Below are 20,816 nucleotides of genomic sequence, written 5' to 3' on the forward strand. Positions count from 1 at the left end.
TCGCTTTACTAAAAGAGAGTAAATAGAGGGAGGGTGTTTAGATTTTTATGCCATGAAAAGGCATTTGTTACATTTCCGAAACACCATGTTTCATGCTATTCTTAAAAGGAAAGGGGGGAGAAAATGTTTTCAAGTGAAATGATTTCTTCATTTAATGAACTTGAAACTGCTTTATATAACTACATTTGTAAAAACGGGGAAAAGGTCGTATATATGCGAATTCGCGATCTTGCTAATGAGACGCATGTTTCAACATCCACTATTTTACGATTTTGTCGGAAAATAAACTGTGAAGGTTTTTCGGAGTTTAAAGTGAAATTGAAGCTTCATTTAAATCAATCTCAGGAAGTTAAAGTAAAAAGCAGTCAATATGCCCTCTCTGAATTTGTAGAAAGAATTGAGAGTTTTCAAGAAGGAATAAAGAGAGCCGTCGATCTTATTACAAGTTGTGATAACGTTATTTTTATTGGAACAGGGAGCTCGGGTATTCTAGCTGAATATGGCGCTCGGTATTTTTCGAGTATTGGAAAGTTATCTATGTATGTAAAAGATCCTTATATGCCTATTCAGGCAAATTTTTTACATAATAGTACAACAATAGCTCTGTCTGTATCAGGAGAAACTAGCTTTACTGTGTCCCACATTCATCAGTTGAAAGAGAGCGGAAGTCATATTGTGAGTATTACGAATAACAAACATTGCACAATGAGCAAGATGGCTGATGTGAATATTTCTTATTATGTAAACGAAGAATGGATAAATGGGGCAAATATTACAACACAAATGCCTGTTGTCTATCTTTTAGAGGAGATGGCGCGTGAGGTACACCGTGTTTCAACAAGAGCAGAAAATTAGAAGCTTTTTCTTTCAATTGTGTACGGTTGAGCAAATTGAACGTTGTCTCAATGGAAAAGGTCATTTACAATAAAAGAAATCAATTATTTTGGGGAGGTAGTATTTACATGGAAAGCAAGAAGTTTACTGGTTATGTTGGTACATATACAAAAAGGGGAAGTAAAGGAATCTATTCCTTCACACTTGATGTGGAAAATGGAACGCTTTCTTCTGTGAAGGAAGCGGCACATGTGGATAATCCTACATATTTAACATTGAGTAAAGATGAGAAATATTTATACTCTGTAGCAAAAGTAGGTGAAGAAGGTGGACTTGCTTCATATGCTATTGGCGAAGGAGAACTGAAAGAACTTAATACAGTAACAGCAGAAGGAGCACCTCCTTGTCATGTAACAACAAATGCTGAAAATACAGAAATTTATACAGCAAACTATCATAAAGGCACAATTGAACTATATGAAGTTAATGAACAAGATGGAACTGTAAATCCTGCACTTGATATTGTTGCGCATGAGGGATCTGGTCCACATGAAAGACAAGAAAAGCCTCATACACACTATGCAGGACGAACACCTGATGAAAAATATGTACTTGCTATTGATCTAGGAAGTGATCAAATTGTAACATACGTAAGAGAAGGTAAAGAACTTAAACAAGTAGCTACACTTTCTACGAGAGCAGGAAGCGGTCCGCGTCACATTGCATTCCATCCGAATGGAAAGTATGCATATGTTATGACAGAAATTAGCTCAGAAGTTATTGTACTTCGCTATGATGAACAAAGTGGTGCATTTACAGAGCTTCAATACATTTCAACTATTCCAGAAGACTTTACGGAGAACAATCAAGGAAGCGCTATCTATTTATCACACGACGGACGATTTGTTTATGCGGGAAATCGTGGTCACAATAGCATTGCTGTATTCAAAGTTCACGGTGATTCAGGATTGCTTACATTTGTGGAACATACGTCAACAGAAGGAGAATGGCCACGTGATTTTGTATTAGATCCAACAGGAGAATTTGTGGTCGCTTCAAACCAAGAATCAGACAATCTTGTTCTGTTTAGAAGAGATGAAGAAACAGGAAGACTTTCCCTTCTGCAAAAAGATGTAACTGTTCCAGAGCCGGTATGTGTGAAATTTGCGACACTTCCACAATAAGAATAAAAAGTAAAAATCGGTTTTGGGATTCCTCCCAAAACCGATTTTATTTGTGTTGGTCATTTAAATAATGATGCCAAATGTCTTCTTCTTCCGCTGATGCTTCACCAATGAGCGTAGAGAAATCAACTTTTTGGCTGAAAAGGTCTTTCAAAAGATTGAACTGCTGAAAAGATCCCGAAAATTTTGTAAGAGAAGAAGAACGAGCAATTTTTTCTAGGTTCACTATTTCTGAACCTCTCACCTCTAAGTCTTTAAGTTGTGGAAGAGTTGCTAATGCTTCGGCATCTTTTACAATACAATCAGAAAAAGTAAGCTGTTTCAGTTTAGTCATCTTCTTCATAAAGTCAAGATGCAGGAAAGATCCTTCTGAAATCTCAAGCGTTTGAAGGTTTGTTAGTTGTTCAAGAACTTCTATTTCTTCTTGTTTTACATTTTGTAAGCTTGAAATAGACAGGTGTTTTAATGTCTTTATTTTTGAGAGCGCATGAAGTTGCTCACCGTTTTCAATAGAAACGAAAAGAGACTGAATGGATAGATGTGAAAGACCGCTGTAATTAAGATGTCCCATCTCTTTTATGTGAAGCGTTTTTAAGGCTGGAAATGAAGCAAGCTGTGATAAATCTCTTAAGGCTGTTGCGCTTACGTTTAATTCTTTTAAATGAGGAAGATGACTGATTGATCTTACATCTTCAACAGGAGTATGTGCTAAAAATAACTTTTTTAACCCGTTCATCCCTACAAGAGGACTTAAATCTTTCACATTATTCCCACTTAAAATAAGCTCTTTCATTTCTGTACAAAGAGAAAGAGGTGAAAGGTCATTTACCTTTGGCCCTCTTAGAAAATAAAGTTGTTTGCTTTTTATAAACTGTTGTGGAGACAAAGACGTTTCATCAACAATTTCTCTCCATGATGAGTTAAGCGAATTATACCACTTTTCTAGCTCATTTGGTGATGTAGAAGCAAACTGAGGACGAAGTACAGGGAGACTCATATCAGACAGCTCATCAAAAAAATGATCGCCACCGCTTTCTCCATATGACCAGGATACCGTGTCTTCTTCATCATATATCGTATAATTTCCGCTTTGAATGGTTTTTAACATAAAGCGAAGAAAGTCATTAAGGCTTTGGGCAATAACATATTTTGTTTCTTCATCTCGTCCAAAATTAATAATTTGGCCCTTCATTCCTTGCACATCAGGTGAGAGGTCAACTCCCATATTATTGCCACCGAAATCTTTGCTAATAGGGATCCATTTAGAATTTGTATATAGTTCTTCTATCCAGCCAGTTGGCACAGAGTAAGAATCAATTTCTTCATTTAAATCAGTCCCTATACTTTTCCATACCCTCCATTCTTCTAGAAGCTCATCTAATGAAAGAAAAGGCAGACCAAAGAAAAGACCTGGCCCATTTTCTCTTTCTCCATCACTATAAAGGTATAGTTGTCGAAGTTCGTTTGGAAACGTAACTCCAATTTCTTTTTCTACTTCTTTTATCTTTTCCTCTGAGGCAGGAGGATTAAGAAAGGAAGAAAATAAAGGGGTCATTTCTTGTTCGAGATCCTTCATAAGAGCATTCATACCGGTTTCTCCTTTATCTTTTTCTTTTCATCATACAATAAATAATCATTTCCATAAATAGTGAAAAGGTGGTGGATAGTGGTAGAAGAATAGCTGATAACTACATTTTTAAAATAAGTCGTTTCCAATATGAAGGGTTTTGTTGTATAATGGATAGCGTTGGCTTGCAACCAAATCTACAATTGAACAGGATGTTTTAACTATGGAAAACAAACAATATAGAGTATTGCTTTATTATCAGTACGTAAAAATCGAAAATCCAGAAGAGTTTACGGCTGAGCATTTAGCGTTTTGTAAAGAACTTGGGCTACTAGGTCGTATTCTAGTTGCTGATGAAGGTATTAATGGAACTGTTTCTGGAACAGTCGAACAGACTGAACAATATATGAAAAAAATGCATGCGGACCCACGTTTCGCAGACATGGTCTTCAAAATTGATGAAGAAGATGAGCATGCATTCCAAAAAATGCACGTTCGTTATCGTCCGGAGCTTGTAAATCTTCAGCTTGACGAAGATATTAACCCACATGAATTAACAGGAAAATATCTTGAGCCAAAAGAATTTTATGAGCAAATGCAAGATGATAATACGCTTGTTATTGATGCGCGTAATGACTATGAATATGATGTTGGTCACTTCAGAGGAGCGATTCGTCCGGATATTCGCACGTTCCGCGAGCTTCCTGAGTGGATCAAAGAAAATAAAGAAATGCTTGACGGTAAAAAAATCTTAACGTATTGCACAGGCGGAATTCGCTGTGAGAAATTCTCAGGCTGGCTTGTACGTGAAGGATTTGAAGATGTTTCTCAACTTCATGGTGGAATCGTAACGTACGGTAAAGACCCTGAAGTGAAAGGGCAACTTTGGGATGGACAATGCTACGTATTTGATAAGCGTCTAACAGTTCCTGTTAACAGAGTAGAACACGTTGTTGTTGGGAAAGACTACTTTTCAGGCGAGTCTTGTGAGCGCTATGTAAATTGTGCAAACCCAGAATGCAACAAGCAAATTATCTGTTCAGAAGAAAATGAACATAAATATATGCGCGGCTGCACGCACGAATGTCGTGTGACACCAAGAAACTTATATGTAAAAGAGCACGATCTTTCAGAAGAAGAAATTCAAGAAAGATTAGCTGTTATTGAACGTGAAGAAGCAGCAGCGAAATAAAAAATCCTCCTTTTTAGGAGGATTTTTTTATACACATTTAAGTAAGCTATAGCGCTGTGTTAAGACGTCTAAACGATGTTTAACAAGCATATGAAGTTCAGCTTTGTACACAGTACTTAGGGCTTTTTTGACGTTCATTTTTATAATAAAGGCATTAATTTGGTCTTTTACATAGTTCTTTACTTGATTTTCGTAGAATAAATGTTTTGAACGAAGTTTTTGTTCTACGTCGCGTACTAAGGAGAAAGAAAATTGAACAAGTTCATAGTCAGGTTGAAGCATGAAATCTTGGATTCTCATAAGATAGCCTCCTTATTTACATTGTTGTAATAAAGTTTACAAAAGATCAATAGAGAAGTCACTCAAAAGTTGTCGAAAATAAAATAATAAAAAATCACTCTTTATATGTATGATAAAAAAGGAAAGAGGTGTACAAAAGAGGTAAATAAATTCTATACCTGTATTTTGAGGTGGGGAAACAACAAAGCGTACTTTCTATCATATATAGAAAATACGCTTTGTTTACTGACCGTAAAATACAGTATACGCTCCAAAAAGGGCAACTAAAATGATTACGGCACTAAAAAAGAAGCTCACGTTAAGTTTCTTTTTCACTATTTCCATTTTGAAGAAGGAGTTTCTAGACGCTCTTCTTGTCCGTTCTTTCCATAAATCTTTTTACGCACACTGCACTCTGTCACTTTATAATAAGGTTTAGAATTATCTTATATTATCCAATTTTATTAAAATGAGGTATTCCATCCAAGTTAAAAAAGTAGGAATTTAAAAATGTAAGCGTAGGAATAAAGTAACGTTTCATGAAAATGAAAGTGTAGAAAAGGTTTTTTTTACCGTATTTAGGGAATAAGAAAAAGAGAAAAAATTCGTTATTAGAGGGAAGTTAACAATCTAAAGCAGATTGTTTGCTCACCTATCATCCTTTTGAAATAATAAGAAGAAATAAAAGATAAAGGAGTTTGATACATATGAAAGTATTACTTATCGGCGCTAACGGAGGAGTTGGACAACATATCGTACCACTTCTTCAAAACAGTAAAGAGCATAGCATACGTGCAATGGTACGCAAAGAAGAACAAGCTGAAAAATTAAGAGATAATGGCGTTGAAGCTGTTGTGGCAAGTCTAGAAGGCACAGTAGATGAGATTGTAGAAGCAGGAAAAGATTGCGATGCATTTATCTTCTCAGCAGGTTCAGGTGGAAGTACAGGAGAGGATAAAACTCTTCTAGTAGATTTAGACGGCGCGGGAAAATCTATAGAAGCAGCTGAAAAGCTTGGAATCGAACGTTTTGTGATGGTAAGTGCTCTTCAAGCCCATCATCGTGAAAATTGGAACGGAAACTTACTCCCATACTATGTTGCGAAGCATTATGCAGATAAAGTATTAGAAAGCAGTTCACTGAACTATACAATTGTTCGTCCAGGAGGCCTTCTAAATGATGCTGGAACAGGTAAAGTTAAAGTTTCGGAAAATCTAGAAAGAGGATCTATTCCACGTGAAGATGTAGCAAAAACAGTTGTAACGGCTCTTACAGAAGAAGCAACGTTTAAGCGCGGATTTGATTTAATTTCTGGAGAGCAAGACATTTCAGAAGCACTACGTTCTTTATAAGTAAAAAGGCTAAGAAAGAGAGAAGGAGGTGTCCTTCTCTCTTTTTTTTTTTGAAAAATAAGCAAAAAAAGAATAGATCGAACGGACTATGTAAAAATCTATTTACATCCTTTTATAGAAAAAGAATAATGTTAAGGGAAATAATAACTATAAACCCCATTATAGCAATAAATGTTCGTAATTTTCTATATTAGTAAAAAGGAGAGGTATATCCTTCTTTTGGGTATTTTACACTATAAAAAATGGTTTTTATATAGGTTATAAAAGGAAGTAATATATGAAAAATAAGTAAATTTGCTTACATGATTTACCTTGACCAGCCCCCAATTGTTACTTATTATGGAAAAAGAAGTTTTTAAGAGCTCTTATTCAGCGCTGATACATAAAAGAGTGAAAAGAATTAAAAAATACATATGGCAATTTCAGGTGAGGAATTGTGCTTTAAGTAACAGGAGGAGAACGTGGGATGTGGAAAAAATTAAGTGTTGTAGGAATGAGTTTGGCACTAGCTTTAAGTTTAGCTGCATGTGGATCTGATTCAAGTTCGAAAGAAGAAGGATCTTCGTCTAAGAGTGATGTTATTGAAGCAACAATTAAAGATGCGGCATATGTAATTTCAAGTGAGGACGATGGTCAATCCGTAGACTCTGAAACAGGTCTTCTTGAGGTCGATGTGAAAGTTAAAAACAAGACAAATTCCTCAATCATGCTTGATTCATATGATGGAGTTAAGCTTTATGATGGGGACGAGCAAATAGAACCTGAAAGCGTATATGATACAGAAGTAGGCTTAGATGATGATAATAGCGGCACTATTGGCGGCAAAAAAGTTAAGAATGTAAAGTACTACTTTAACGTTGAGAAAGATAAAAGCTATGAAGTTGGTTTAAAACCAACAACAAAAGACGCTGGAAATGAAGCTGAAGAAGTGATGCTTAAGCTAGATACAAAGAAATATGATGATAGTTTTGAGTCGCTTCAAGATCCTGCAAAAGCTGTTGAAGCATATGTGAAAACTCTTTACTTTGGTGAAGAAGATAAAAACTATGACAAACTAGTTTCAGCAGATAAAGAGAAAATAGAAGAACAAGCAAAAGAAGTATTTGTTGATAGAATGAGCACAGCAACTAGTGGGACAAGTGTAGATGACTCAGAAATGAATAAGATGTATGACACTTATAAAGCAACGCTTGCAGAAAAGGCAAAACTAGAACCAAAAGTTGTAGCAAGAGGAAAGGATAAAGCAGAAGTAAAATTAAAGTATTCAAGCGTTTCTCTTTCCGACGTTTATGATGCTCTAGGGGATTATGCTAAGGAGTACATGGAACAAAATGCAACATATGATCGAGAAGCCGCTTATGGATATGCAGTTACAAAATTTGATAAAATTATGGAAGATACAGATGCAAAGAACAGTTCATACGACATGACTATTGACTTAAAACTAAAAGACGGAAAATGGGAAATTGACTCATCTGCCGTAAAAGATTTTAACACAGCATTTGGTGAAGGACTGCTTTAATAAGGAGAGTAAAAATGAAGAAGTGGATACTAACTAGTGTCGCTATAGTCCTTTTACTCATAGTAGGGGCAAGCATTGTGATTCAACAAAACACACAAAGTCCTGAAGAAGCAGTCAAAGAGTTTGAGAAAGCTGTTTCAACAAAAGATACGGATTTATTGAGCGAGCTTATTGTTCCAGATAATGAAAAAGCACAGGTGAATAAAACTTCCCTACAAGCATTCGCAAACTATTTACAATCTAATAGCAGCAGTCTAGAAGCGATTGAAGATAGCCTGGACGATCAGCTTAAGGAAAAAAACTTTACTGAAACGAACTCACAGGTGAGTCTTGTGGAAAACGGCAAAGAGCTGTTGTTTTTTCCAAAGTATAAATTTGAAGTGAAAACAATGGAGCTCGCCATTACGGGAGAACAAGAAGGCGAGAAAGTAACCCTTTACTCTAATGGATTTAAAAAGGGACTTCCGAAAGAGAAAGATTCTCTATACGGTCCATTTCTTCCTGGAGAATATACGTTTAAACTATCGGTGAAAACAGATCTTGCTACATTTATCGGAGATCGTAAAAAAGAGCTGTGGGGAACAGGGAAAACAAGCCTTCTAATTGACTCTGAAAAGATGGCTCAGTCTGATGAAAAAGTGAAAAAAGATTTGGTTTCGGCAGTAGAGCTGTTTAACAAAGATTTTTCACGCTACGAGACATCTGAGTTTCAGCTTTCTGCTTTTTCAAACGCAACGCAAGAATTGAAGAGTGGCGAGTCCAATTATGGAGAAGGATTTGAAGAGATTAAAGATGCTTTAGATGAAATTCAGTCTCAATATGAGGGAGGCGTTGTTGATCTCGATTCCCTTGCTGTTTCGTATTTCGACGGAAAATGGAAAGCAAATGCATCTGCAGCTGTTTCCTATATGAATAAAGTCAAGGTTAGCGGCGGAAAAGAATTTGAAGATTTGTCCTACGGAGCGCTTCGTGACTATCAGTTAGTTTACAGTTCAGAGAAAAAACAGTGGCTGATTGATGGCATGGATGAATATGGTTACGATGATGATGAAGTAGAGAACTGGGAATATACCCAGGAGACAAATCCTCATAATCCTGTCTTCAAATGGACACGTGATGGGAAAAAAGATGAAGGTAGCTATTACTAATATAATAGTAGAAAAAAAGCTCTTATTTTTAAATAAGGGCTTTTTTCTGCATTTTCTTACAATTTTTTACGATTTTTTCATAGCTCCTTAACAATTCGCGTGTAGAATAAGCTGAAAGAAAAGGAGGAGAGAAAATGAAAGGATTTAAAGCTTCCCTAGCTCTTTTTACAGCAGCAAGTGCCTTTATAAGCAGTGCTTCTTTAGTACAAGGTGAAGAAAGGGAATTAACAGTAGACCGAAAAGACGATGCTCTTCAAATTAAAAAAATCGCAAGTTATGATAGTGGATCTGGTGAAGGTGGAACCGAAATATTAGCTTATGATATACATACAAAAAAAGCATTTGTAACAAACAGTGCGAAAAAATCTATTGATATCGTTGATTTTTCAACATTAAACAAGAATGAAGACCTCACTTTAAAGCCTTCTGCAAGCATTTCTTTAAAACAATTAGGGATTGAGAATGCAGATGGAATTACAAGTGTTGCAACACACCCGAAAGCGAACTTTATAGCTGCTGCCGTTCCGAGCAGTCCAAAGCAGGAAAATGGTTATGTTGTATTGCTTGATAAAGAAGGAAAGCTTTTAACCAAGATTGAGGTAGGGGCTTTACCTGACAACGTTGTTTTTACTCCGGATGGAGAGACTCTTCTCACTGCAAATGAAGGCGAGCCAAGCAGTGACTACAAGCAAAATCCAGAAGGTTCTGTTTCCATTATTAATGTAAAAGAAATCAATAATCTTAAAAAGGAAGAAATCGGGAAAGCCGACATTAAGGCGATAAACGTCTCTTTTCAAGATGTACCAATTCGGGGAGAAGTGAGAAAAAATTCAAAAGGCACTTTGATGAAACAGCTTGAACCCGAGTATATTACAGTTGATGAGGAAAGTGAGTATGCATATGTATCTCTTCAAGAAAATAACGCGATTGCAAAGTTGAACTTGAAAACGCAGAAGTTTGACGAGATTGTAGGATTAGGAGTGAAAGATCATTCTCTCAAAGAAAATGCCCTTGATGGAATGAATAATGGGAAAATTAATATTGAACCCCTGCCTGTTTTAGGAATGTACCAACCAGATGCGCTTGATTATTTCCAAAAAGGCAACAAAGGGTATATCGTAACTCCGAATGAAGGAGATGCCCGCGACTATGAGGCTTATGGAGAAGAGAAAACCATCAAGGAACTTCTTAAGAGCGGCGAGAAAATCGAACTGAATGCCAAACACTATAAAGGTTTTACTCAAGAAGAAATAAATCAAATAGTCCAAAATGGGCTTTTCAATGAGAAAAAGCTTGGAGATTTAAAAGTAAGCATTGAAGAAGGGAAAAATAAAGACGGCGTCTATGAGTCTCTGTATTCTTTTGGAGGGCGTTCTTTTTCCATTTGGGATGCTGAAACATTAGAAAAAGTATATGATAGCGGCTCACAGTTTGAAGATATTACGGCTAGGGTTTATCCTGAAACTTTTAATTCCTCAAATGATAAGGTAAAACTAGATAATAGAAGTGATGATAAAGGGCCAGAGCCAGAAGCTGCAGAAGTAGGGGAAATTGGTGGCCAAACGTATGCTTTCATTGGCCTTGAACGGATGGGAGGCGTGATGGTTTATAATATCTCAAATCCTACAGAAGCACACTATACAACGTACTTTTCAAGTCGCGATATGTCAGAAGATGTGAAAGAAGATTCCGCGCCTGAAGGGATAACGTTTATCGATCAAAAGGACAGTCCAACAAAGACGCCGCTTTTAATCGTTTCTAATGAAGTATCAGGAACTGTTGCTCTGTATGAAATAGAAGGGAAAGCTAAAGAATTTAAAGATGTTCCAAAAACTCATTGGGCATATACATATATTCAAGAACTTGTAGAAAAAGGTATTGTAGATGGAAAAGAAGATGGTACATTCTCTCCTCAAGAAGACGTAACACGGGCTCAGTTTGCTAAAATAGTAAAAAGAGCGTTAAATGTCCCATCTGTTTCTCATTCTGCTCCTTTTAAAGATGTTCCCGAGTGGGTAAATGACGATGTTAATGCACTGTATGAAGCAGGAATTATCCAAGGCAAAACAAAAGAAGTTTTTGCCCCTGAACAATCTATTACCCGTCAGCAAATGGCTCTCGTGATTATGAGAGCATATGAATGGAAAAAAGGAAAGCTTTCTCATGTTAAACAAGCGCCGTTTAAAGACAGAGAAACGATTTCAGAAGAGGCGCAGGAGAAAATTGATGCTCTTTATACATTAGGAGTTATGAGCGGGAAGAACAGCGGTAATTTCTCACCATATGAATCGTCTTCACGGGCTCAAGCTGTAAAAGTACTCTCAAAACTCTTATCTTCTCTAGAATAAAAGAGCAAGCCTTTATAGTAGGCTTGCTTTTTTGTTATTTTACATCTTGGACTTCTTTTGAAACGTTTTTCATTGGTTTTGGTTTCTTTACGTTTGGTGTAACGCGATCGATTTTAGCAATATCATAAACACCTGCTCCAACGATCTCTGCTACATCTTGAAGTTTTTCTTTACTAATTTTGTCAATCGTATCATCTGGGGTATGATACCAGGGTTCTGTTGGCTCATGAATAAATAATGCAGATGGTATACCAACTTCAGCGAAAGGAACATGATCGCTTCGGTCTCCTTGGCCATATGGAGTTCGTTCTCCATTCAATCGTTCACTAGCATCGCCTGCAATATCTGTTACTGTGTTAGGCTGCCCACTTACGGTATTCATCACAAGATCGCCTGCATCTTTGCTTCCAACCATATCAAGCTGGAACATTGCGCGCGTTCTAAAAATATCGTTTTGTCCAAGCGAATCTACGTATTTTGTAGAGCCGATAAGACCGTTTTCTTCTGCTCCAAATGTTACAAAACGAAGTTCAGTATCTGTTTTAGCTTTTGCCATTACTCTAGCTAACTCTAGTGTTACAGCAACACCTGATGCATCATCATTTGCTCCTGGTGCTCCTTCAACAGAGTCATGGTGGGCCCCAACAAAGACAATTTCACCTGTATCTTTTTTCTGCTTTGAAGCTTTTTTCGTTGCAATTACATTATGGGAAGTTCGTGTTTCTAATTTGGAACCTTCAACCGCGACTTCAGCATTTAAAGTTTCTCCGTCTTGAAGCTTTTTAGCAAGTTTTTCACCAACATCTTTTGGTAAAGAAAGAGCAGGAACATAAGCATCATTAGCTCCACCGAGCGTTCCATTTAACTCACCGTCTTCATTGTTATAAATGATTACCGCTTCCGCTCCTTTTTTGGCTGCATTTAGTACTTTCTCAGCGAAAGAGATGTTTCCACGTTCAATTAAGGCAATTTTTCCAGTCAAATCAAGGTCTTTTACATCGTCTTCAGTACCTAATCCAACGTACTGAAGCTCACCTGTTGCTTGTCCATTCCCCGTATATGTTAAAGCTTGAGGAGTGTACTTGGTATTGTCGTCCTTAATGTCTAATGAGAGAGTTGTTGGTGGAACATATGCTTCAAAAGTAAACGGCTGAATTTGAACATTATATCCATACGAAGAGAATTTCTGCTGTATGTATTGAACAGCATTGTATTCAGCAGGAGTGCCTGCTACTCTTGGTTGTGAAGACAAACGGGAAATATGGCTGTATATGTTATTAACATTAACACTTTGAACGATTTTTTGATCTTCTTTTGTAAGTACGGATGTTTCAACTTGTGAAGCTGCAAACGAAGAGGATGGGATTCCAAAAGTACTTGTTGCTAGTCCTGCTACAAGTGCGACAGAAAGTAGTGGCTTTCGAAAAGGATATCGTTTCATAAAAAAACCTCCTATTTTTTACTATTTTCATTATTAATGTTATAATATTTTAAAAATTTAGTTAAGTTAGAAAAGTACTAGTTGTAAATAATTTGTAGTGAATATAGTAAAATAGAAACGTAGGGATAATTTATCACATTAGTAAATACTAGGATTAGTATTCAAAGGTTAAGACAAGAAAGGAAATACAGGAAAAAGATTGAATTATAGCCATTAAAAATATGTGGTTTATTTTCAATAAATAAAGGAAAATGAGTATAGTAAAAGAATGATAGGGATTAAATGGAATGGAAATTAAAGAATATAGGTCTATTTCTACAATACTTTTATCCTATTTGTTATTAAACCTAGAATATTTTAGCCGATGTAAAAAAGAGAGGTAGAGTTTATGGAGGTGTACAGCGGTGGGAAACAGAATTACGTTAGATTATAATGCTCAAAGCTTACGATTTTTATTAGAAATGATTTGTGAAAAGAAAAACCAGTTTACTCACCAAGATCTCGTTTATTGGTGTGATAAATTTGTCATTAAATATTATAAATATGAAGAGCACTCATACATAGAAGATTTACGAGATCAGAAAATAAAAGAAGAAGCAACAGCTTTTCAAGTTGCACAAAATATAGGATGGCAATGGTACGTACATATTGCTCAACACTATACACCGCTTGAAGTTGTTCAAGCAGACTTAAATACTGTTCAACTGCCTCTTGAACTTTTTCAAAGTTGGTATGAACAGATGAATCTTTCACGAAATTGGGAAGAAGTTTTTGAAGCGCGTTACGAAGAGAAGCAAAAGGAAGAAACGACCCTTTCAAGAATTAAAACATATGGAAGACGTAGAAAGAGAGATATTTACAAAGAAATAGAAGAAGGAAAAGTAGAAGGCCAGTTTTATTAGGTCTTCTGCTTTTTTTCTGTAATGATTTTGTTAGTTTTCAACATTTCGTGGGGAAAACCGTTAGTTCTTATATAAAAGAGAGAATTATATCTTATTTCATCAAATATTGTCAAACGATTTATAGTTTGGGTACGTTTGTAAAGAGAAGATAGCGGGGAATACATTTATATCATAAAGTGACGTGCTAGAAGAAACGTTCATAAAGGGAGGGAGACAAATGAAATACAAAGTAAAACATTGGTTAAGACTAACAACGGACGAACGCTACCTTTTACTTTTGGCAACTTCTATGATACAAAAAGAAAAACGTTAATAAAATAGAGGATAAGTCCGCTGCTAGTCTTCATAATGAAGGGAGCAGCTTTTTTGTGAGGAAAACTTGATATAATGAAAGAATAAGAGCGCGAAAAAAGGAGAGATGAGGATGAAACTTGATACTGTATTTTTATGTTCTCCAAGCAAGACAGTAAGTGAAGATGCTTATGTTATAAATGAAAAACAAAACATTTATGGGGTCTTTGACGGAGCAACACCTGTCACTCCTTTTCAAAATAGCAAAGGACAAAATGGAGCATATCTAGCTTCTCATTGTTTTCAAGCCTATTTTACTGAAGAAGTGAGACAAGAGGAAAGTTTGTTAGAATCCGTTGTTAAAGCAAATAAAAAGTTGTTAGAGATGATGAAAAGTCATCATATTTCAGTTCATAAAAAAGAAGAACTTTGGTCAACATGCGTAGCCTTAATCAAATTGGAAAAGGAGAAAATTCAGTTTGCACAGCTTGGTGATTCGATGATTGTAATGGAAAATAAAGAAGGCAAAGTTACTGTTCTCACGAAAGATACGGTAAAAGGGATAGGATCCCGTGCAAAACAAAAAAGAGAAATGGAGCGTTTAAGAGGAAAAGAGAAACACGATGAAGATTTTTACAAAAAAAACCTTCTATATTCTTTACGCTATAACCGAACACTAGCGAACACCCCCAATGGCTATTCTGTTGCAAATGGAAAAGAAGAAGTAAGAAAGTATATTCAGTATGGAGCGATTCAAAAAAATGAGGTTAGCTGCTTATTACTCGTAAGCGACGGATTTTTTCATCCATCAGAAAGTTTAGAAACTACATATCAACATATTCGTTCAGGAGGATTAGAACGGTATGCACACAAGTTGGCGAAGTTAGAGTGTGAAAATAATCTGCACTCAGATGATAAGACAGGTATCTTGCTTCAGTTTTAAGAGAGGTAGGGGGAGGAACAATGGCTCGACATGCAATTGTAACAGGGTCTTCAAGCGGATTTGGATATGCGATTTGTTTAAGGCTTGCACAAGAAGGGTTCTATGTATATGCAACAATGAGGAATATTGCAAAAGGAAAAGACTTGATCGAGGAAGCTGAACAGCTCCACCTTAAGCAATATATTACCGTAAAAGAACTTGATGTAACGAGTGAAGCGTCACTTGCAGCTTTTCGCGAAGAACTAGCACAAATAGATGGAGTAGATGTGCTTGTTAATAATGCAGGATATGCAGGAGGCGGATTTGTTGAAGACTGCGAGTTAGCCGACTTTAAACAACAGTTTGATACAAATGTATTTGGAGCCATCGCTCTTACAAATCTTGTTTTACCAATTATGCGACAAAATCGAAAAGGCACTATTATTAATATTAGTAGCATAAGTGGAAAAATAGGATTTCCGGGCCTTTCTCCTTATTCCTCTTCGAAGTTTGCGCTTGAAGGATTTAGTGAAAGTTTGCGCCTTGAAATGAAACCATTTGGTGTTTATGTGGTGCTAATAGAGCCAGGATCGTACAATACAAACATATGGACAAAAGGAAAAAGGGTAGCAAAAAGAGAAAAGTCCGCATACTTGACGCAAATGGAAAAAATTGAAAAACACATTGAAGGCGGAAAAGATCGTTTAGGAGATCGGGGCGAAATAGCTGATCTAGTAGCGAAAATTGCTCATCATCGCTCTCCATCGCTTCGCTATGCTATTGGCAAAGGAGTAAAGATGAGCCTTTTTGTGAAAACAATACTTCCTTGGAAGTGGTGGGAAAAGATTATATTAAAGCAGTTAAAATGAGTCTTTTTATAAAGAAGCACTCATTTTTTTTGAAAAAGTATTGTCCGAAGTGATGATAATGATTATAATTATCAATGAGAATAAAAATCAATCACAAATTTAAACGTATATATAAAAATAATAACGTGTTAATAGAAAACTTTAGAATGGAAGAAGAGGTGGAACGGGATATGTCTATTATGGAAACGAAAGAGCTGTCTATTTCTTACGGAGATCGTAAAATTGTAAGCGACTTAACAGTGGAAATCCCTAAAGGAAAAATCACCACAATTATTGGACCGAACGGATGCGGGAAATCTACGATTTTAAAAACAATGTCACGTATTTTAAAACCAACGTCAGGGGATATTTACTTAGATGGTAAAGCTATTCAAAAGCAATCGACAAAGGAGATTGCGAAAAAGATGGCAATTCTACCTCAAATTCCAGAATCTCCAGGTGGATTAACAGTAGCTGAACTTGTTTCATATGGACGTTTTCCACACCAAAAAGGATTCGGAAAACTGAAGGAAAGCGATAAAAATATTATTTATTGGGCTCTTGAAGTAACAGGGATGTTAGAGTTTAAAGACCGCCCCCTTGAAGCTTTATCAGGCGGTCAACGTCAGCGTGTTTGGATTGCTATGGTTCTTGCGCAAGAAACGGATTTACTATTGCTTGATGAGCCAACTACTTATTTAGACTTAGCACATCAATTAGAGATTTTACAGCTTCTTCAAACACTTAATCAACAGGAAAACAGAACAATTGCGATGGTTATTCATGATCTTAACCATGCAGCTCGATTTGCTGATTATATGATTGCTGTCAACAGTGGAGAAGTTGTATGTAAAGGAACACCTGAGGAAGTAATGACACCTGAAGTATTAGGGAAGGTTTTTGGGATTGATGCCGAGATTGTGCGTGATCCAAGAACAAACAAGCCTGTATGCTTAACATATGACCTGATGCCAGCAATTGGTGCTACAACACCTGCTGCAGTATAAAAAAAGGCGGATTCTATCCGCCTTTTTTTCATGTTGAGAAGATATAAAAGTTAGCGATGTTCTTCTTGAAGTTCCAATAAGATATTGAGCTGCTCTTCCAATCGGTTTGTTTTTGGATTATGAGGTCCGTAGAACTGCTGATAAAATTCTAACTGTTGTCGCGTTGAATTAATTAAAATCTCTAGCTCATCTATTCGCTCCATAATTATGATACCCCCTCAAATTAATAATATCAATAAAAGGATGATATTAGGATTTGTTACAAAAAATGATAAAAAGGGAATATTTTTATTTTCTTAAAAGCTCTAATAATTAGTCTTAAAGTCACCTTGAAAAAGAGAGTTAAGGACTTTTTTCATGATAAATTGTTAAAAATATCTTCTTGATTTTGTTTCTGAATAAAAATCATTTATACTAGGTAGTAATCATCTTTTGGAGATGGTGTTCAAAAGCCACGTTTCTTGAATAAGAGCGTGGCTTTCGCTTGTTTTATAATGAAACTAATGAATTTCTTATATAACTAAAATAACTGTGTTCTGCCTTTTTTCGCTTTTACAATTGGAGTAGACTTGTACTGGACATATTTTCTTTTTCTCTTACTTGATGTTTAAAAGAACAAAGCGTGGGATAGTAAAAGAAAAGAGAATAAAATATTATAGAAAGAAGATGTTTAACATGATGGCCTTACATAGTCGTTCACCTCGAAATGAAGGTGACCTGACGTGAAAGTTGTTCCTTTTCTTATTACAATAGCAGTGGGGATCCTTATATGGTTTATTCCAGAACCTAGTGGGGTAGATCCGAAAGCTTGGCATTTACTAGCTATTTTTGTTGCGACAATTATCGGTTTTATTCTTAAACCATTGCCGATGGGATCGCTTGCTATTTTGAGTTTAGCTGTCGTTGCAGTGACAGGAGTTTTAACAATTGACCAAACGTTAAGCGGATTTGCCAATACAACAATTTGGCTAATTGTGATTGCCTTTTTCATTTCACGCGGCTTTATTAAAACAGGTCTTGGCACACGTATTGCTTACTTGTTTGTGAAACGATTTGGGAAAAAGACGCTTGGCCTGTCGTACTCACTCCTTGTTAGTGATTTATTGCTTGCTCCTGCTATTCCAAGTAATACAGCGCGCGCAGGAGGAATTATTTATCCAATCATTGCAGCTTTGTCGGAGACATTTGGCTCAAGACCAAATGATGGAACAGAGCGTAAAATGGGAGCTTTTCTTTTAAAAGTTGGATTTCAAGGCAACTTAATTACCTCAACAATGTTCCTAACAGCCTTTGCACCTAACCCACTTTCAGCCAAACTTGCGCATGATGTAGCAGGTGTTAACATTACGTGGACAGGTTGGGCCGTTGCGGCATTTGTTCCTGGAATTATTAGTTTGATTGTAATTCCACTGTTAATTTATAAAATTTATCCACCGGAAGTAAAAGAAACCCCAGAAGCTGCTTCTATTGCAGAAGGAAAGCTTGCCGAAATGGGGCCGATGAAGAAGGAAGAAAAGTTTATGATCGGTGTTTTCTTTCTTGTTCTGATCTTATGGATTTTTGGAGAGTCTTTCAATATTGCGTCAACAACAACAGCTCTTATCGGTTTATCTGTTTTATTACTCACAGGCGTATTATCTTGGGACGACATTAAAAATGAGAAAGCAGCATGGGACACACTTGTTTGGTTTGCGGCTCTTGTAACGCTTGCAACCTATTTAAATGAGCTTGGCCTTATTCCGTGGTTCAGTGATGCGATGAGTAATGTTGTTAGCGGTTATTCCTGGATCTTAGCGCTTGTTATACTTGCTATTATTTATTATTACTCACACTACTTTTTCGCAAGTGGGACAGCCCATGTTAGTGCGATGTACGCAGCCTTTTTATCAGTTGTTCTCGCTGCAGGGGCTCCAGCAATGCTTGCAGCCTTATTACTTGCATTCATTGCCGGTTTATTTGGAGCAACAACTCACTATGGTGTAGGACCTGCACCTGTATTATTTGGGGCAGGCTATATTCCGCAAAATAAATGGTGGTCAATTGGTTTTATCATTTCAATTGTTCATCTTATCATTTGGGTTATTATTGGTGGTCTATGGTGGAAAATCCTTGGACTATGGTAAGAAAAAGAAGAATAAGCCGCTTGCTACAGCGAGGGGCTTATTCTTCTTTATTTGCATAGATTTGTTCCGTGCTTCTCGAGTATATTTCAATCATATTTCCAAACGGGTCTTTACAATATACCATATAATAAGGTTTGTTCTCTTGAAGTTGCCATGTATTACTTACGCGCTCTCCGCCTGTTTTTACAATCTTGTCCGCTAGTTCATCAACGTTTTTATGAATCACACAAATATGAAAAAAACCAGGCGTCCATGGAGGAGGGGGCGTTCCTTCTGTTTTTGGATGCTTGAATTCAAAAAGTTCAATACCGACTCCATTTATAGCGCTAAGATGAGCATTTCGTTTATGCGTAACTTCAGCACCAAATAAATCTTGTCCTAACGCACCTTTTTCACCAGGTTTTGCTTTCATTGTGTAAGGGCCTGCAATAAGCTCAAAGTCTAATACGTCTTCATACCATGAAATGGCTTTATCTAAATCTGATACAGCTAAACCAATATGTGTAATAGCAACCATAACATTACCTCCTGTTTCTTATCTTGTTGCCTTTTTTTAAGGAGGATAAACACGAGGATTAGATTAAATTAACAGACGCTTGTCCTTCTCAATTTTTCCTTTTAAAAGCTTAAGCTCTTCGCCTTCAGTAAGTAAATCAATAAGAACTCCGTTGAAAATATCATGATTTTGTTTTTTGTAATTAGATTGAAGATAACGTACTCTGTACCATTTTTGATCATGTTCAAAGTACATATAGCGACCATGAGTATAATCTACCCAAAACTTCACTTTCTTTCCATTTAGTAATTTAGGAACATACCCCCATGTTCGTCCTTGATGAGAAAGCGACATAAGCGGTCTAGAGGTATTGATTGCTTCATAATAAAGTTTATGTTTTATATCAAATAGCATCATCTTCTATTTCCTCCTCTAGCTTTTTTAAAATTATAGTAGAGAAAGCGTTCATTTATGTTTGTTTAGGACAACTTTTTCGGTTTAGGAAACAATTTTGAATAGAATTTTTGAAAAACAGCTATACTGATGTTACATCACTAACAGGAGGACAAAAACATGAAGGAACGTTGCAACGTATGTAAATTAGAAAAGAAACCACATAAACAAACAAAAGAAAATCGATATTGTGAAGATTGTTGGGACATTATTAATAAAAAATATGCGGTGGAATCATAAAAACCCTTCGTTATTGAAGGGCTTTTATCGGTTATAAAGAGTTTTCAGATAAGGGAGAGAAGTCTTCCTCTTGTTCTGACACATGGTTCTTTTCAATTGGTGAGCGTTTATGATAACGTCCAAGTACTGCACTCATCATGAAAATAGCAATAAAAGAATAGAGAACATGAACAATTCCGAATACAAATATTGCCCCACAAAGAATCATGAGATCTGTTGTAAACATCGTTTTTCCTGGATTAATACCGTACTTTTTATCAAGATATACACACAGCATGTTAATACCGCCAAGCGATGAGCCGTTTCGGAAGAGGAAAATGAGCCCAATCCCAATAAGAATTCCTGCAAGAGGCGAGGACAGAAGAGGGTGAGGAAGGGAAATAGGAAGCCATTCAGAGAAGAAGTCAGAAAGAAAAGAAAGAAGAGTTACGCTGACAAAGCTTCTAATGGTAAACAGCACACCAATTTGAGTAATAGCCATAAAATAGAACGGCAAGTTAATAATAAAAAATAAGATGCCGAATGAAAGTCCTGTTAAAGGGTGTAAAACCATACCAAGTCCAGCAGTTCCCCCCATTACAAGATGTGAAGAAGTTAACAAGTTAATTCCAAGAGAAACGGCTATGCAGCCAATTATAATGGAGACCCAACGTTTTATGCTTTCCAT

General features: G+C 36.4%; 19 protein-coding genes. 12 read left to right on the plus strand and 7 right to left on the minus strand.

From position 1 onward, the window contains the following. Positions 1–123: 123 nt before the first annotated feature. Entirely contained in the window at positions 124–855 is a 732-nt protein-coding gene (locus tag BM012_RS13105) for a MurR/RpiR family transcriptional regulator (protein ID WP_019392141.1), read from the plus strand. Between the two features lie 107 nt (positions 856–962). Next, positions 963–2,018: a lactonase family protein gene (locus BM012_RS13110; RefSeq protein ID WP_061805385.1), complete on the plus strand. Its 1,056-nt coding sequence runs from the start codon at positions 963–965 to the stop codon at positions 2,016–2,018. A gap of 46 nt (positions 2,019–2,064) precedes the next feature. On the opposite strand, the gene BM012_RS13115 is transcribed toward BM012_RS13110, so the two are convergent. Continuing rightward, positions 2,065–3,606 carry an SMI1/KNR4 family protein gene (locus BM012_RS13115; protein WP_061805386.1) on the minus strand — a complete coding sequence of 514 codons (1,542 nt, stop codon included), beginning with the start codon at positions 3,604–3,606 and terminating at the stop codon, positions 2,065–2,067. 202 nt (positions 3,607–3,808) lie between these two features. On the opposite strand from BM012_RS13115, the gene trhO reads away from it, so the two are divergent. After that, complete coding sequence (gene trhO, locus BM012_RS13120) at positions 3,809–4,777, plus strand: oxygen-dependent tRNA uridine(34) hydroxylase TrhO (RefSeq protein ID WP_061805387.1); 969 nt, start codon at positions 3,809–3,811, stop codon at positions 4,775–4,777. A gap of 27 nt (positions 4,778–4,804) precedes the next feature. Here the strand turns inward: trhO and BM012_RS13125 are convergent, their stop codons facing one another. Continuing rightward, a complete protein-coding gene (locus tag BM012_RS13125) occupies positions 4,805–5,077 on the minus strand; it encodes a hypothetical protein (RefSeq protein ID WP_061805388.1) in 273 nt (90 codons plus the stop codon). Between the two features lie 686 nt (positions 5,078–5,763). Here BM012_RS13125 and BM012_RS13130 point away from each other — a divergent pair. From BM012_RS13130 to BM012_RS13145, 4 genes are all read left to right on the plus strand, one after another. After that, positions 5,764–6,408 (plus strand): SDR family oxidoreductase, encoded by a 645-nt coding sequence (locus BM012_RS13130; protein WP_061805389.1) that lies wholly within the window; start codon positions 5,764–5,766, stop codon positions 6,406–6,408. Between the two features lie 466 nt (positions 6,409–6,874). Beyond that, positions 6,875–7,930 (plus strand): DUF5105 domain-containing protein, encoded by a 1,056-nt coding sequence (locus BM012_RS13135; protein WP_061805390.1) that lies wholly within the window; start codon positions 6,875–6,877, stop codon positions 7,928–7,930. A gap of 14 nt (positions 7,931–7,944) precedes the next feature. Then, positions 7,945–9,078: a TcaA second domain-containing protein gene (locus BM012_RS25890; RefSeq protein WP_139210340.1), complete on the plus strand. Its 1,134-nt coding sequence runs from the start codon at positions 7,945–7,947 to the stop codon at positions 9,076–9,078. A 134-nt stretch (positions 9,079–9,212) separates the two neighbouring features. Continuing rightward, positions 9,213–11,426, plus strand: a complete 2,214-nt coding sequence (locus BM012_RS13145) for a choice-of-anchor I family protein (RefSeq protein WP_061805392.1) — start codon at positions 9,213–9,215, stop codon at positions 11,424–11,426. A 34-nt stretch (positions 11,427–11,460) separates the two neighbouring features. On the opposite strand, the gene BM012_RS13150 is transcribed toward BM012_RS13145, so the two are convergent. After that, entirely contained in the window at positions 11,461–12,867 is a 1,407-nt protein-coding gene (locus tag BM012_RS13150) for a DUF4910 domain-containing protein (protein ID WP_061805393.1), read from the minus strand. 404 nt (positions 12,868–13,271) lie between these two features. Between BM012_RS13150 and BM012_RS13155 the strand changes: the two genes are divergently transcribed. The 4 genes from BM012_RS13155 to BM012_RS13170 all read left to right on the plus strand — a co-directional run bounded on the left by BM012_RS13155 (position 13,272) and on the right by BM012_RS13170 (position 16,837). Continuing rightward, complete coding sequence (locus BM012_RS13155; protein WP_061805394.1) at positions 13,272–13,769, plus strand: hypothetical protein; 498 nt, start codon at positions 13,272–13,274, stop codon at positions 13,767–13,769. Positions 13,770–14,193: 424 nt separating this feature from the next. Then, the gene (locus tag BM012_RS13160) at positions 14,194–15,003 is read left to right on the plus strand and encodes a PP2C family serine/threonine-protein phosphatase (protein ID WP_061805395.1); all 810 of its coding nucleotides are present in this window, start codon (positions 14,194–14,196) and stop codon (positions 15,001–15,003) included. 20 nt (positions 15,004–15,023) lie between these two features. Beyond that, positions 15,024–15,851, plus strand: a complete 828-nt coding sequence (locus tag BM012_RS13165) for an SDR family oxidoreductase (protein ID WP_061805396.1) — start codon at positions 15,024–15,026, stop codon at positions 15,849–15,851. A 170-nt stretch (positions 15,852–16,021) separates the two neighbouring features. Continuing rightward, positions 16,022–16,837 carry an ABC transporter ATP-binding protein gene (locus tag BM012_RS13170; protein WP_061805397.1) on the plus strand — a complete coding sequence of 272 codons (816 nt, stop codon included), beginning with the start codon at positions 16,022–16,024 and terminating at the stop codon, positions 16,835–16,837. A 50-nt stretch (positions 16,838–16,887) separates the two neighbouring features. Here BM012_RS13170 and BM012_RS26430 read toward each other — a convergent pair whose 3' ends face one another. Further along, the gene (locus BM012_RS26430) at positions 16,888–17,040 is read right to left on the minus strand and encodes a hypothetical protein (RefSeq protein ID WP_019392156.1); all 153 of its coding nucleotides are present in this window, start codon (positions 17,038–17,040) and stop codon (positions 16,888–16,890) included. 519 nt (positions 17,041–17,559) lie between these two features. On the opposite strand from BM012_RS26430, the gene BM012_RS13175 reads away from it, so the two are divergent. Then, the gene (locus BM012_RS13175; RefSeq protein ID WP_061805398.1) at positions 17,560–18,960 is read left to right on the plus strand and encodes an anion permease; all 1,401 of its coding nucleotides are present in this window, start codon (positions 17,560–17,562) and stop codon (positions 18,958–18,960) included. 37 nt (positions 18,961–18,997) lie between these two features. Here BM012_RS13175 and BM012_RS13180 read toward each other — a convergent pair whose 3' ends face one another. The 3 genes from BM012_RS13180 to BM012_RS13190 form a co-directional block, all read right to left on the minus strand. Then, a complete protein-coding gene (locus BM012_RS13180) occupies positions 18,998–19,477 on the minus strand; it encodes a VOC family protein (protein WP_061805399.1) in 480 nt (159 codons plus the stop codon). Positions 19,478–19,540: 63 nt separating this feature from the next. Beyond that, entirely contained in the window at positions 19,541–19,873 is a 333-nt protein-coding gene (locus tag BM012_RS13185) for a hypothetical protein (RefSeq protein ID WP_061805400.1), read from the minus strand. A 307-nt stretch (positions 19,874–20,180) separates the two neighbouring features. Further along, positions 20,181–20,816: a YitT family protein gene (locus tag BM012_RS13190; protein WP_019392161.1), complete on the minus strand. Its 636-nt coding sequence runs from the start codon at positions 20,814–20,816 to the stop codon at positions 20,181–20,183.

This window comes from Priestia endophytica DSM 13796 (assembly GCF_900115845.1).
GTDB classification, from domain to species: domain Bacteria; phylum Bacillota; class Bacilli; order Bacillales; family Bacillaceae_H; genus Bacillus_I; species Bacillus_I endophytica.